The 13,026-nt window shown below is 61.7% G+C and carries 13 protein-coding genes and 1 pseudogene; 6 read left to right on the top strand and 8 right to left on the bottom strand.

All coding sequences use genetic code 11. The features are described 5' to 3' along the window. The first annotated feature begins 22 nt into the window (after positions 1 to 22). The gene (locus QM609_RS09370; protein ID WP_003945519.1) at positions 23 to 928 is read left to right on the top strand and encodes an oxygenase MpaB family protein; all 906 of its coding nucleotides are present in this window, start codon (positions 23 to 25) and stop codon (positions 926 to 928) included. A 485-nt stretch (positions 929 to 1,413) separates the two neighbouring features. Continuing rightward, positions 1,414 to 1,740: pseudogene (locus tag QM609_RS09365) on the top strand (transglycosylase family protein); the annotation flags it as partial. Between the two features lie 384 nt (positions 1,741 to 2,124). Here QM609_RS09365 and QM609_RS09360 read toward each other — a convergent pair. The 3 genes from QM609_RS09360 to QM609_RS09350 are packed head-to-tail and all read right to left on the bottom strand — an operon-like array spanning position 2,125 to position 4,339. Next, a complete protein-coding gene (locus QM609_RS09360) occupies positions 2,125 to 2,616 on the bottom strand; it encodes an NUDIX domain-containing protein (protein ID WP_076948611.1) in 492 nt (163 codons plus the stop codon). Positions 2,617 to 2,639: 23 nt separating this feature from the next. After that, a complete protein-coding gene (locus tag QM609_RS09355) occupies positions 2,640 to 4,061 on the bottom strand; it encodes an alpha/beta hydrolase (RefSeq protein WP_042449462.1) in 1,422 nt (473 codons plus the stop codon). A 5-nt stretch (positions 4,062 to 4,066) separates the two neighbouring features. Continuing rightward, positions 4,067 to 4,339, bottom strand: a complete 273-nt coding sequence (locus tag QM609_RS09350; RefSeq protein WP_003945457.1) for a DUF2277 domain-containing protein — start codon at positions 4,337 to 4,339, stop codon at positions 4,067 to 4,069. 132 nt (positions 4,340 to 4,471) lie between these two features. On the opposite strand from QM609_RS09350, the gene QM609_RS09345 reads away from it, so the two are divergent. Together QM609_RS09345 and QM609_RS09340 are read left to right on the top strand one after the other, a co-directional pair. Then, on the top strand, positions 4,472 to 5,350 hold the full coding sequence (locus tag QM609_RS09345) for a bile acid:sodium symporter family protein (RefSeq protein WP_003945620.1): 879 nt from the start codon (positions 4,472 to 4,474) through the stop codon (positions 5,348 to 5,350). An 82-nt stretch (positions 5,351 to 5,432) separates the two neighbouring features. Beyond that, the gene (locus QM609_RS09340) at positions 5,433 to 6,443 is read left to right on the top strand and encodes an ABC transporter substrate-binding protein (RefSeq protein ID WP_050655763.1); all 1,011 of its coding nucleotides are present in this window, start codon (positions 5,433 to 5,435) and stop codon (positions 6,441 to 6,443) included. Positions 6,444 to 6,490: 47 nt separating this feature from the next. Here QM609_RS09340 and QM609_RS09335 read toward each other — a convergent pair whose 3' ends face one another. Next, complete coding sequence (locus QM609_RS09335) at positions 6,491 to 7,078, bottom strand: TetR/AcrR family transcriptional regulator (RefSeq protein ID WP_042449458.1); 588 nt, start codon at positions 7,076 to 7,078, stop codon at positions 6,491 to 6,493. 96 nt (positions 7,079 to 7,174) lie between these two features. Here QM609_RS09335 and QM609_RS09330 point away from each other — a divergent pair, with 96 nt between their 5' ends. Together QM609_RS09330 and QM609_RS09325 are read left to right on the top strand one after the other, a co-directional pair. Next, positions 7,175 to 8,575, top strand: a complete 1,401-nt coding sequence (locus QM609_RS09330; RefSeq protein ID WP_050655739.1) for a cytochrome P450 — start codon at positions 7,175 to 7,177, stop codon at positions 8,573 to 8,575. Positions 8,576 to 8,673: 98 nt separating this feature from the next. Next, positions 8,674 to 8,991: a DUF4333 domain-containing protein gene (locus QM609_RS09325; protein ID WP_020906277.1), complete on the top strand. Its 318-nt coding sequence runs from the start codon at positions 8,674 to 8,676 to the stop codon at positions 8,989 to 8,991. 54 nt (positions 8,992 to 9,045) lie between these two features. Here the strand turns inward: QM609_RS09325 and QM609_RS09320 are convergent, their stop codons facing one another. The 4 genes from QM609_RS09320 to QM609_RS09305 all read right to left on the bottom strand — a co-directional run bounded on the left by QM609_RS09320 (position 9,046) and on the right by QM609_RS09305 (position 12,995). Beyond that, complete coding sequence (locus tag QM609_RS09320) at positions 9,046 to 10,194, bottom strand: acetyl-CoA C-acetyltransferase (RefSeq protein ID WP_007734192.1); 1,149 nt, start codon at positions 10,192 to 10,194, stop codon at positions 9,046 to 9,048. Between the two features lie 11 nt (positions 10,195 to 10,205). Continuing rightward, complete coding sequence (locus QM609_RS09315; protein ID WP_003945807.1) at positions 10,206 to 10,877, bottom strand: TetR/AcrR family transcriptional regulator; 672 nt, start codon at positions 10,875 to 10,877, stop codon at positions 10,206 to 10,208. A 76-nt stretch (positions 10,878 to 10,953) separates the two neighbouring features. Then, positions 10,954 to 11,766, bottom strand: coding sequence for an SDR family oxidoreductase (locus tag QM609_RS09310; protein WP_003945582.1), 813 nt, complete (start codon positions 11,764 to 11,766; stop codon positions 10,954 to 10,956). Beyond that, a complete protein-coding gene (locus tag QM609_RS09305; RefSeq protein WP_050655738.1) occupies positions 11,766 to 12,995 on the bottom strand; it encodes an acyl-CoA dehydrogenase family protein in 1,230 nt (409 codons plus the stop codon). The genes QM609_RS09310 and QM609_RS09305 overlap by 1 nt, the downstream gene beginning before the upstream one ends. Positions 12,996 to 13,026 lie beyond the last annotated feature (31 nt).

The raw sequence follows: 13,026 nt of genomic DNA, 5'->3' as shown, positions 1-13,026 counted from the left end.
CACCACACGCGGAGGAAGATCCATGCCCACTCACTACCTGGATTCGGAAAAGTCCGAGTCGTCGCTTCGCACCGATCAGACACGCATCACCATCACGGCCGAGCGTAGACGGTGGGCACGTAAGCCCGCACACATCACCGACGCACTCGATTTCTGGTCGTTCGCCGGAGCCGCTGCCAACGTCATCCTGCAACTCGGTTGGCCCGAGGTGGCGTACGGCGTCATGGAGAGCAAGGTCGAATCGGGTGCTCTGACAGCGCATCCGTGGAAGCGTGCACGAACCACGACGCAGTACCTGACGGTCGCGATCCTGGGTGACGAGGAAGAGCGAAAGGCTTACCGCGAGGCCGTGAACTCGGTGCACCGACATGTGAAGTCGGATTCAAACAGCCCGGTCAAGTACAACGCCTTCAATCGCGAACTCCAATTATGGGTTGCTGCATGCCTGTTCATCGGTTTCGAAGACAGTCATCAGTTGCTGCACGGCAAGATGTCCGAAGAACAGGCGGAGTCGTTCTACAAGTCCGCGTCAACTTTGGGAACGACGCTGCAGGTCACCGAAGAGATGTGGCCGGCCACACGTGCCGACTTCGAGCGCTACTGGAACCTCGGTTGCGAACGCGTCGTCATCGACGAACGCACCAAGCAGTACCTGATCGACTTGGTCAACCTACAGATGATCGCGTGGCCGATACGCCTGGTGTTCCGAAACTTGTTGCGGTTCCTGACGGTCGGATTCCTTCCACCGATCTACCGCGACCAACTCGATCTCGAGTGGACCGAAGACGACCGCCGCCGGTTCGAACACCTCTTCATTTTCGTGTCGTTCGTCAACAGGTTCATCCCACGCTCCGTTCGTCAGGCCGGCAACACCATTCAGATGCGCGACATTCGCCGCCGGATCAAGGCGAGCAAGAATCTCGTCTGAGCCAGCGGCGCGTTATTCGTTGTCAATTCTGCTGCCCTACAGGTAAATCGGGCCGGTCGGTCGACAACAGATCACGGCTGGACATGGGTTCCAGCACGACTGAAGACCGGGTCGAAAAGCCGACAAACCGGGCTGATTGAGTGTCACATTCGCCGCATATCGACGCCGTCGAGGCACGTTTCAGGTGACTTACATCACATTTTATCTCGTTTATGTAACGCCGGGAGAGGTGGTCATATCGCCATGCGACCTGGGAAAACACTCTTTGATGCATTTCTGTTGCACAAACATGTGTCGACACGCCGACCCGTGACCAATCCGTAATCATCTCTTATGGTTGGTGACAGCCCGATCAACCGGGCATTACCGAATCGCCACCGCCCGTCCCACCCCGCGGTTCGGACTCGACAACATTCCTAGTGGTGGGAGCGGAGCTGAGACGGTCACCGTCCTCCGTCGGCGGGACTCGAGAGGATTTACCAAAAATGACCAAGACCACCGTTACCCGTGCACTTGCCTCTGTCGCCGCAGCCGGAGCCCTCGCAGCCGGAGCCCTCGGATTGAGCGCAGGCACCGCATCCGCAGCCACCCACGACTGGTCGGGTGTCGCAGAATGCGAATCTTCGGGCAACTGGGCCGCGAACACCGGAAACGGCTACTACGGCGGACTCCAGTTCAGCCAGAGCACGTGGGAGGCCTACGGCGGAGCAGGCAGCGCCGCCAACGCCAGCCAGGCAGAACAGGTCCGCGTTGCTGAAAACGTCCTTGCCGGTCAGGGCGCCGGCGCGTGGCCGGTGTGCGGACAGTACCTCCGCTGATCCCAGCTCACATACTGCGTCGCTGCCCGGCGTTCGTCGAGAATTCGACGGGCCCCGGGCAGCGTCGTACTAGCGACCTTCATGCCCCGCCTGATCCGGCCCCTCCGCCGCTGCTGTTGAAAGACATTACGGCGGTACGTGATCCGTCGGGATGACGCGGAGCGAGCGAGGTGTACCGACTCGCCTTCCGATCACGCATCAGCCCTCGGAGAGCCATCCACAGTTTTTGGGCCGTCCTCGCCAACCGGTTGTGAGAACTGACCGGCGCAGCCGTAGAAGCGTACGGGATGGGGTCCTTACGCACGTAGTGCTCCATAACCCCAGCCTAGCCGTGTTTCGATGCCGAAATGTTCGTTTTCAATCGCTACCTCGCATCCCTCACGGCGACCGAACAAATCGATCCGGCGCACTCGATGGCCCATCCTTGACCAGGCGTGCAAACCGGTCGGGTAAATCGCGTGGCCCGAACACTTCTCGACCACTGTGTGACAAGAGGCGGTCAACGCTCCACCACTCGAAGTGCTCGACCAGCTCGGCGGCCAGCGCTTCGCGCCCCAACGACCCACAGGGCTCGAATGCGGTCGCCACCGGCACGAGGAAGTAGTCGTTGATCGCACCACCCCAACCCGGCAATATCGCCGGATCACGGATCTCCTCATGCCACACATGGGTGGCTGCGCCGTAGTCGCGCAAGCCGATCTCCTCGTCCAATTCGCGCGCGAGCGCCTCGGACGGGGTTTCGTCTCCTTCCAAGCCTCCGCCCGGAGGACACCAGACCGTCAGCCCGCCCCCGGGCGCGATGAATCGGTAAAGCAGAAGACGGAACTGGTCGTCAACGACCAACCCCCTGGCCGAATGCCTCAGACGCATGAGTGCCACTGTAAGCCAGCAGGTCAGGCCATAACGGCCAACTCCGGCAGTCCGGCAACCACAACCGCGAGGTTGTATCCCGACATCCGCAGTTCTCCGTTGTCCCCTGTCCTCGCGTACTCCGCATGCCCGAACGCTCGCTCGTGCTTCACTCCATCCGGGGTGATCCCCTCGGCCGTGGACAACCGATGGAACTCGGTGCGCGTCGGATCGCCACCGAAACGGCCGAACCCCGCGATACTGTCGCCTTCCGCTTTCATGACGTAGACGTGGCGGTCGGCGATACCGAGGTCCGACTCCACCTTGGCTCGCACCCCGGGTGAACCGTAGAACACCACGTCGTCGACCGCTGCGCTTGCCCCGCGTTGCAGCGCGAGAGAAGTCGCGAGGGATCCGTAGGAGTGGCCCAACGCGGTGATATGGACTCCGTCGTTGACCGACGCGGCACGAAGACCGTGAAAGAAGCTACCCAATGCGTCGGCGGCTATGCCTGCTTTGGACGATCGACTGACGTCGAAGCTGGCCCGACCGATGTCGAACTTTCCCGGCCCGATCACCTGTGGCGCGTCGTATCCGATCCAGGCGATGGTGGCCACGCTTTCCTTTCGGCCGGCCAGTTCGAGCTGCCGCATCGCCTCGGCTCGTAATCGCGTTGCCTCGCCGACCATTCCGCGCATCGAGTCCTTGACGTTGGTGTTCAGTCCGGGAATCGTCACGGAGATGTGATCCGCTGTGTCCGGATCACCGATCGCAATTGCAGCGAAGCCGCGTTCGCCCGAGCGCATGTCCATGAGCAGTAACCGTCGATCAGGTTCGGCGCGAAACAACTCGTCGAGCGCGTCCAGATCCTCGAGTTTGCGTTCGGCGTACCACTGGCCCGCCCCGGTGTTACTCAGTCTGCCGCCGAAGAACTCGCGGTGAAGTTCTTGCGAGATTCGGACTGAATCATCTTGCAGCCGCGCTCGTTCCGATTGAATTCGATCGAGGTTGGCCGGGCTGCGAATCGCAGCAGGAATGCCGTCGAGGTTGGCGATCAGGCCTGGTGCATGACGCAACATCTGACGCTGCCGATCAGGGCTGAACGCTCGCCACTCCTCCCCCACACGCACAGCTTTGTCACGGAGGTCGGTGCCGACCTGAGACCGCAGAGACAACGCATGATGAAGATCCGCGCTGACCAGCAGTGCCTCACCGATCAGTTCTCGAACTGCGACCTCGAGCAACTGGGCGTGCACGTGGAGCGGGTGACCGTCGGCGATGGGCGCAACAGCAGAGACGGTCCCATCCTGACGAATATGCAAGTCGTCGGCGACGGCCTCTTTGCGCAGCGTATCCAGCCGTCGACGGATGTCGCGAACGCGGTGAGCGACCAGAACGCCTTCCAACCCAGCAGACAGTTGATCCAAGGCTTCGACGTCCCATACGTCGATATCTGTGAGATCCACTCGGGTCAGGACGAACGAGCAGCGATCCGGGCCTGTACTTCCGGGCGACGCAACGGAGGGACGGTCTGAGGTGGCTGTCTGCGAGGCGGCAACGCACTGAGCAGGCGCGTCGTCGTTTCGGTCACCTCACGAACCGCCTGTTCGAAGGCGTCTCGGTTCGCGTCGGACACCTTGGCTATTCCGCTCACCTTACGTACGTATTGGCGAGAGGCCGCCTCGATCTCCTCCGGCGTAGCAGCGGGCTCGAGTCCACGAAGTTCAGTGATGTTTCGGCACATAATTCGACGATAACCCTGCTCACCGACGCCGTCACGGTTCGATACATCAATGTATCCAAACTGCCACGCAGATCCGGGCATCACGGTAGTTTCAGTGAAATTCCCCCAGTGACTGGAAGTAGCCACTAACTCATGGACTCTGCACTCACCTCCGTCGGCCTACCCGCCGCACTCGCCATCATCATGTTCGGCCTCGGGCTTTCCTTGACGGTCGGAGATTTTGCCCGCGTGGCAAAAGCGCCGAAAGCCGTCTCGATTGCCCTGATCTGTCAGTTGTTGTTGCTCCCGGCCGCGGCCTTCGGTCTGGTCACGTTGTTCGACCTCGACCCACTGCTCGCTGTCGGCATGATGCTCCTCGCCGCATCACCGGGCGGCACCACGGCAAACCTGTTCAGCCATCTGTTCCGCGGCGATGTCGCTCTCAATGTGACACTCACTGCGGTCAATTCGGTGATAGCGGTGGTCACCCTTCCGCTCATCACCAACTTCGCGTTGGGCTACTTCGAACCCGAGGACGCGGACGGCACCCTCGGACTGCAGTTCACGAAGGTACTTCAGGTCTTTGCCGTCGTACTGATTCCTGTCGCCCTCGGAATGTGGGTTCGATTGCGCTCGAGCGCCTTTGCCGAGCGCATGGACAAGCCCGTCCGCATCGGATCCGCGGTGGTTCTGGCACTGGTGATCGTCGGAACGGTTGTTTCCGAGCGCGAGAACATCGCGGACTATCTCGTCGACATCGGCGTCGTCGCTGCCTTGTTCTGCCTACTGAGCCTCTCGATCGGTTACGTCGTTCCCCGGATATTCGGCATCGAGGATCGTCAGGCCATCGCCAGTTCCATGGAAATCGGCATCCACAACAGCACGCTGGCGATCACCATCGCCGTCAGTCTCCTCGACAACGTGCAATTGGCAGTGCCGGCCGCGGTGTACGGCGTTCTGATGTTCCCGCTCGCTGCAGCCTTCGGCGCCGCCATCACCCGAAAGTCACGGACCATGGCCGAAATCGACTAATATCAGGCGGTTTTCGATATAGGTGATCTGGTATCGCCAACCCTACGATCGATACGGACTCAGACCGAAGGGTATCGAAAAAATGCTGACCAACACACCTACCGTGCCGGACGAACGCGTCTGGCAAGAGCTAGTCGACGCACTTACCCGTCGCCAATTCGGCATCGGAGCCGGGATGGCAGCAGTCGCAACTATTCTGGCGTCCTGCAGTTCCAGCGACGGTTCAGGTACCGATGATGACGCTCAAATGCGCACCGTCACCACGCCGTTGGGGACCTACGACATACCTACCAACCCGAAGCGGGTCTTGGCCGTCGACGCCCGAACCGACCTCGAGCTCGCCATTGCCCTGGAACTACCGGTGTTCGGATACAACATCTCGCCCGTCACCAAGTGGGTTCCCGTCGACGGCTCGGCCGAATACCTCAGCGACAAGCCCAATCTGGAGCAGATCCTCGGACTCGCACCCGATCTCATCATCTGCGTCAACGCCGACAACGAGTACTGGCCCGCTGCAAAGCTCCAAGCCATCGCTCCTGTCCTGACGACCGAATCGAAGCAGACGTGGCGGGAGAACCTGACCCGGCTCTCCGATTGGCTGGGCCGAACACCCACCATGGATCGCCTGATCACCGATTACGACGCTCTCATCACCGACATTCGCACTCGACACGCTTCGGCGATCGCGGGCAAAACCGTCGCAAGCTTGTCCTACAGTCCGGACAAGGCCACGATCTACATCGACAGCCTGCCCGTGTCGGAGGAAACGGGAAAGAAGAATCGTCAACCCACCGACATGACGCTCGCCGATATCGGCGGAAGAACATTGAACACAACCGGTTTCGACAATCAGGGACGACTGAGCATCGAAGAGATGGATCGTCTGCAAGGCTGCGACGCGTTCATGGTTTCTGTCACCGACAGCAGTGACACCACCTTCGATCAACTCTCGGACAACAAGTTGTGGCAAAGACTTCCGGCTGTGCAGGCCGGGAACGTCACCGTTCTGCAAGGAAGTATGTACTACGGGTCCATCTACACCAACATGTACGTGGCCAAGGGCTGGGACGATCTCTATTCGACGCTCGACTGATCAGACTTGTCCGTGGAAATGCCGGCCGCTCCCGCGCGGTCGGCTTTTCACATTTCGAGGTCGATGCCCAACGCTCCGGAGAGGGTCCGCAGACAGATCACTCTCAACTCTTCCTGCGGTATGGAAGGTTGATCGAGCCAGTCGAGGCAGACAGCTCGGACGAACGCGATCCATCCCCGAACTGCAACGGCAGCGAGCTGTCTTCTTTCGCCCTCGAATCCCAGTGCATCGAGGATTCGAATCTGCTGCTGTTCGAGTTCGCGCTCGACAATCGCCCGGATACCGGCCTCGGCCGAGAGCGTCCCGACGTTGATGGCGCGCACTCCCCTGCTGTGCGACTTCACGTACGCGAAGTAGGCGTCCAACCCGGCTGCCACCTGTTCGCGCACCGGTAGCGTCGCGTCGGGTGCGGTCACCTCGAGCAGGTGCTGCGATTCGCGCTCGACGATTGCGGCGAAGAAGTCTCGCTTGGTCGGAAAATAGTGGTACATCAACCCGCGCGAGACGCCCGCAATCTCGGCGACCTCTTCGATCCACACATCCTCGTACGAGCGATCGGCAAAAAGTTGCGCGCCGATGTCGAGCAACTGCGTGCGCCGCTGCTCTCGGTCCAGGCGTTTTCGTGGTGCGACCATAGGCAAGTCAGATTACTACTTGACACCGATTCAGTAAGGCGTACTTTGCGTACTAGACATCAATTCAGTAAGCGATCTCACCCCGGGGGACACACAATGAGCGTCGACACCACTCCAGAGGCGACGTCCGATGCTCGGATCCCGCATCCGGCGTGGCGCCTGCCGGTCCTCGGGGACGTTCTCGGGATCAATATCCGGACACCGCTGCAGAACTCCGTGAGCATCGGCCGCGAACTCGGCCCGATCTTCGAGAGAAATGTCCTGGGAAATCGCTTCGTCTTCGCCTCGGGCGCGGACATGGTGGCAGAACTGTCCGACGAGTCCCGGTTCGCGAAGCACCTTGCACCTGGAGTCAAAGCACTCCGCGGAATCGGCGGCGACGGCCTGTTCACGGCGTACAACCACGAACCCAACTGGGGCAAGGCGCACAATCTCCTGGCACCGGCGTTCAGCCAGACTGCGATGCGCTCGTACCACCGCACCATGCTCGACGTGGCCGGCGAGTTGGTCGACCATTGGGACAGTCGTGAAAGTGACTCCCCCATCGACGTCTCCGCAGACATGACCAAGCTGACGCTGGAGACCATCGGACGCACTGGATTCAGCTACTCGTTCGACTCCTTCGAACGTGAAGAACAGCATCCGTTCGTCAAGGCAATGGTCGGCGCACTCTCCCATTCGCAGCGCACGACGTTCCTGAAGTCGACCGCCCTCGGGCGAGTGCTCGCACGTCGCGCCGATCAACGTGACGAGGTCCGCAAGGCGTACATGGCCGAGGTTGTGGACGAAGTGATCCGTGCCCGGCGGACAAGTACCGAACCGGGGCCCGAAGATCTTCTCGAACTGATGCTGCGGGCGGCACGCGAGAACGATCCCAACCGTATCGACGAACTGAACATCCGCCATCAGGTCGTGACCTTCCTCGTCGCCGGACACGAAACGACCTCCGGCGCATTGTCGTTCGCGCTGTACTACCTGTCACGAAACCCTGACGTGCTGGCCAAGGCGCAAGCCGAGGTCGACAAGGTATGGGAGGGCGAGGAGCCCGCCTTCGAGAAGATCGCGAAACTTCGATACGTACGACGCGTCCTCGACGAATCATTGCGTCTGTGGCCGACCGCTCCCGCCTACGGGCGCGCGGCGCTCGAAGACACGACGCTCGTCGGCAAGTATCCGATGAAGAAGGGCGATTGGATGCTCGTGCTCATCCCCTCACTTCATCGTGATCCGGTGTGGGGCAACGATCCCGAGGCGTTCGATCCGGATCGCTTCCTGCCCGCCAACATCAAAGCCAGGCCGGCGCACGTGTACAAGCCGTTCGGAACAGGTGAACGCGCCTGCATCGGAAGACAATTCGCTATTCACGAAGCGGTCCTCGTGTTGGGCACCATCTTGCAGAAATACACGATCGAGGCCGATCCGGACTACGAGTTGAAGGTAGCCGAACGGCTCACCCTGATGCCCGAAGGCTTCAACTTGACGGTCCGCCGACGCTGACCTCGCAAAACTGCGTCGCGCAACTCGGTTGAAACAGTCCCGAATGCGGTAATCCCTGAGGTGGCAGCAGCGAGCACCGGCGCACCCTGGGAGTTCACATGACAAAGAGGCCTGCAGTGGGAATCGTCTTACTCTCGGCGGCATTGGCCACGGGAGCTTGCTCGGCAAGCGTCGGGACGCCGCAAGTGGACAAGTCCGAAGTCGCAAGTCAGATCTCCACTCAACTAGCCGAGAAGATCGGCGAGCCACCCGACGACGTGACGTGTCCGGAGAACCTCGACGCCGAAGTCGGCGCATCGATCACGTGCATCCTGACCGAGCAGGGCACCGAGTACGACGTCACAGCTACCGTGACCAGCGTTGACGGTGAAAGTGCGAACTTCGACATCAAGGTCGCGGATGTGCCGAACAACTAACTGCTGTGCGCCTTTATTAACCGCCGGCGGTTAATAAAGGCGCACAGCAAGGCGTCAGAGCCGCTCGATAATCGTCGCGTTCGCGGTGCCGCCACCTTCACAGATGGTCAGCAGGCCGTAACGTCCGCCGGTGCGCTCGAGTTCGTTGAGCAGGGTTGCCATCAGCTTGGTGCCGGTCGCGCCGAGCGGGTGACCGAGTGCGATCGCGCCGCCGTTGACGTTGACCTTGGCCGGATCTGCGCCGATTTCCTTGATCCAGGCCAGGACGACCGGGGCGAAAGCTTCGTTGATCTCGACGATGTCGATGTCGTCGATGCTCAGGCCGGCCTTCGCGAGAGCATGCTTCGTGGCCGGGATCGGCGCACTGAGCATGAAGATCGGGTCGTCGCCGCGTGCGCTGAGGTGATGAATCCGGGCGCGGGGCTTGAGGTTGTACTTCTCCACCGCTTCCGCCGACGCCAGCAGCAGCGCACTCGCACCGTCGGAGATCTGGCTGGCCACTGCCGCGGTCATGCGTCCGTCTTCGACGAGAACCTTGAGCGTCGCCATCTTCTCGAGGCTGGTCTCGCGGGGTCCTTCGTCGACGGTCGCGTCGCCCATGGCGACGATCTCGTTGTCGAAACGACCCGCGGCGATTGCAGCCTTGGCGCGCTCATGGCTCTGCAGGGCCCACTTCTCGAGCTCTTCGCGGCTGATGTCCCACTTCTCGGCGATCATTTCGGCGCCCTTGAACTGCGAGACCTCTTGGTCACCGTAGCGCTCGGTCCAACCGACCGAACCCGAAGTCGGCGTGTCGAATCCGTACTGCTGACCGACGATCATCGCTGCCGAGATCGGAATCTGGCTCATGTTCTGAACGCCGCCGGCAACGATCAGATCCGCGGTGCCCGACAGGATGGCCTGAGCGCCGAAGTGCACTGCCTGCTGGCTCGAACCACACTGACGGTCGACGGTCACCCCGGGAACGTGCTCCGGGAATCCCGCTGCGAGCCAGGACATACGGGCGATGTTGCCGGCCTGGCCGCCGATGGCGTCGACGCAACCGAAGATCACGTCGTCGACGTCACTGGGGTCGATACCGGTGCGCTCGACCAGTGCCTTGACGACGTGCGCACCGAGATCGATGGGGTGCACGCCGGACAGCGCGCCGCCCCTCTTGCCGATCGGTGTGCGAATGGCGTCGACGATGTAAACCTCGGACATAGCGTTAGCTCCTAGTTTCGTTGTGCAGCAATAGTTCTTGAAGTTGATTCAGCAATAGCGTCTGAAGTTGTGGCCGGATCGGAGAGCCCGTCGAGCACGATCGCGAGATATTGAGCCGCGACGGCGTGCGCCGAGAGGGATCCACCCGGGCGGTACCAGCGAACCGCGACCCACACGGTGTCGCGCATGAAGCGGAAGACCAATTCGACGTCGATGTCGGAGCGGAAGGTCCCGTCCGCGACGCCGGCTTCGAGGACGCCGACCCACAGGTCCCGGAATTCGGTGTTGCGCTCGGCCAGGTAAGCGAAGCGCTCGTTCCCGACGAGGTGCTTGACCTCGTCCTGGTAGATCGCCACAGCCGAATGTGAGGCGTCGATGGCCTCGTACGACGTCACGACCAGTGCTTCGAGCGTCGCGCGACTGTCCAACCCCGCCGCGACGATCTCGCGGTATTTTCCGAAGAGTTCGTCGAGGAACTGGTGCAGGATCTCGTCGACCATCGACTCCTTGGAATCGAAATGGTGATACAGGCTGCCGGACAGGATCCCGGCGGCGTCGGCGATGTCGCGGACGGTCGTCGCGCGCACTCCGCGATCGGCGAAGAGCCCCGCCGCGATCTCGAGCAGCTCGTCGCGGCGCCCGGACTTGCCGTTTGATTCGTCGGAATTTCGAGGTGGCGTCATGTATTCAATCCTATCCAGGGCCTTCCCCTGTGCGCGGTCAGCGAGTCCAGGGACTCCTTAACCGCGCACGGGGACGCTAGGCCCTCTGCGAAGAAACGGAGACGATCTCGCCGGTCATGTAAGTGGAGTAATCGCTGGCGAGCATCGCGATGACCGTTGCGATCTCCCAGACCTCCGCGGCGCGGCCGTAGGCCTCACCGGAAGCCAACTGGTCGAGCAGTTCCTCACTGGTGACCTTCGCCAGGAACGCGTGACGCGCAATGGAAGGCGAGACCGCGTTGATACGGACTCCGTACTCCGCTGCTTCGATGGCGCTGCACCGAGTCAGCGCCATGACGCCGGCCTTGGCTGCGGCGTAGTGCGCCTGGGAATGCTGCGCGCGCCAACCGAGAACGGACGCGTTGTTCACCAGAACACCGCCGTGGGGAACGCTCTTGAAGTACCGCAGGGCGGCGCGCGTCGAACGGAAGGTGCTGTTGAGTGTGATGTCGAGAACGCGATCCCACTGATCGTCCGTCATGTCGACGACGGGAGTTTCACCGCCAAGGCCCGCGTTGTTGACGACGATGTCGATACGTCCCAACTTCTCGGCGGCGCCGACGAACAACGCGTCGACCTGCTCGGTGCTCGATACATCGCAGATGATCGATTCGACCTGCTGACCGGGGAATTCGGCCTTCAGCTTCTCCACCGTCTCGCCGAGTCGACGCTCGTGGAAGTCGGAGACGAGAACGTCGCCGCCCTCGAGAAGCACCCTGCGCGCAGTGGAGAAACCGATGCCGGTTCCGGCTGCGGCGGTGATGATCGCCTTCTTGCCCGCGAGCAGTCCGTGGCCCGGGGTTTCCTCCGGCGCAACGGAAAGCGGGGACGCGGCTTTGGTGTCAGACATTAACGGGCCTCTCGGGGAAGACCGAGCACGCGCTCGGAAATGATGTTGCGCTGAATTTCGTTGGAGCCGCCGTAAATCGTGTCGGCGCGGGTGAAGAGGAAGAGGCGTTGCCATTCGTCGAGCTCGAGGTGCTCGGGATCGGTGATGTCCGAGGCATTGCCTTCGGAATCCGCCCACGGTGCAACCAACGACGACGCACCCTGCACGTCCATCGCCAGCTGTCCCAGATCACGATGCCAGTTGGCCCACAACAGTTTTGCGACGGACGCTTCTCCGCCACCGGTTCCGGCGTCGACCGCGTCGAGAGTACGCATCGCGTGGGCGCGCATCACGCGCAGTCCGACCCACGCGCGGGCGATCTTTTCACGAATGTGCGGATCCTGGTCACTGCCATTGGCTTTCGCCAGGTCGACGACGTCTTGGAGCTCGCGGGCAAATCCGATCTGCTGTCCGAGCGTGGATACACCGCGCTCGAAGGTGAGCAGCCCCATCGCGATCTTCCAGCCCTCGCCGGGTTCCCCGACCACCAGATCGGCATCGGTAACGGCGTCGTCGAAGAAGACCTCGTTGAACTCCGATGTGCCGGTGAGCTGCTGAATGGGCCGAACTGTCACACCGGGCTGATCCAACGGGACAAGCAGGAAGCTCAACCCCTGGTGACGCTTGGAGCCCACCTCGGTGCGGCAGACCACGAAGCACCACTGCGCGACGTGAGCCAGTGAGGTCCACACCTTCTGGCCGTTGATGATCCACTTGCCGTCTTCGAGGCGTGCGGTCGTGGAGACGTTCGCGAGGTCGGAACCGGCGCCGGGCTCGGAGTAGCCCTGCGACCACAGTTCACTGACCGTGTTGATGCCAGGAAGGAATCGGCGCTTCTGCTCGTCGGTGCCGTACGCGATCAGCGTCGGGCCGAGCAGCTCTTCACCGATGTGGCTGACGCGAGCGGGCGCACCGGCCTTCGCGTACTCCTGATGGAAGATGACCTGCTGGGAGATGCTTGCTCCCCGCCCGCCGAACTCCTTCGGCCACCCGAGGCACGTCCACCCCGACGCTGCGAGGTGCTTGTCCCACTCGAGTCGTTGCTCGAAGAACTCGTGCTCACTGCCGGGGCCGCCCTTACCCTTGAGCTGGGCGAATTTGCCCGTCAAGTTCTCGGCCAACCACTGCGCGACCGTGGCCGCAAACTCGTCGTCCGTCATCTGCCCGTCCGGGCTCTCGCTCTGGTCCACATATGTAAGATAACCTACCAAGCACTTGCTA

This window comes from Rhodococcus sp. IEGM 1302 (genome assembly GCF_030056935.1).
Classification (GTDB): domain Bacteria; phylum Actinomycetota; class Actinomycetes; order Mycobacteriales; family Mycobacteriaceae; genus Rhodococcus_F; species Rhodococcus_F qingshengii.
This window is presented reverse-complemented; position numbering and strand designations above follow the sequence as displayed.

Excerpts from the sequence above, each read along its gene's own strand:
- QM609_RS09370 (WP_003945519.1), top strand. The coding sequence starts at position 23 with ATGCCCACTCACTACCTGGATTCGGAAAAGTCCGAGTCGTCGCTTCGC.
- QM609_RS09360 (WP_076948611.1), bottom strand. The coding sequence starts at position 2,616 with ATGCGTCTGAGGCATTCGGCCAGGGGGTTGGTCGTTGACGACCAGTTC.
- QM609_RS09350 (WP_003945457.1), bottom strand. The coding sequence starts at position 4,339 with ATGTGCCGAAACATCACTGAACTTCGTGGACTCGAGCCCGCTGCTACG.
- QM609_RS09345 (WP_003945620.1), top strand. The coding sequence starts at position 4,472 with ATGGACTCTGCACTCACCTCCGTCGGCCTACCCGCCGCACTCGCCATC.
- QM609_RS09340 (WP_050655763.1), top strand. The coding sequence starts at position 5,433 with ATGCTGACCAACACACCTACCGTGCCGGACGAACGCGTCTGGCAAGAG.
- QM609_RS09335 (WP_042449458.1), bottom strand. The coding sequence starts at position 7,078 with ATGGTCGCACCACGAAAACGCCTGGACCGAGAGCAGCGGCGCACGCAG.
- QM609_RS09330 (WP_050655739.1), top strand. The coding sequence starts at position 7,175 with ATGAGCGTCGACACCACTCCAGAGGCGACGTCCGATGCTCGGATCCCG.
- QM609_RS09325 (WP_020906277.1), top strand. The coding sequence starts at position 8,674 with ATGACAAAGAGGCCTGCAGTGGGAATCGTCTTACTCTCGGCGGCATTG.
- QM609_RS09320 (WP_007734192.1), bottom strand. The coding sequence starts at position 10,194 with ATGTCCGAGGTTTACATCGTCGACGCCATTCGCACACCGATCGGCAAG.
- QM609_RS09315 (WP_003945807.1), bottom strand. The coding sequence starts at position 10,877 with ATGACGCCACCTCGAAATTCCGACGAATCAAACGGCAAGTCCGGGCGC.
- QM609_RS09310 (WP_003945582.1), bottom strand. The coding sequence starts at position 11,766 with ATGTCTGACACCAAAGCCGCGTCCCCGCTTTCCGTTGCGCCGGAGGAA.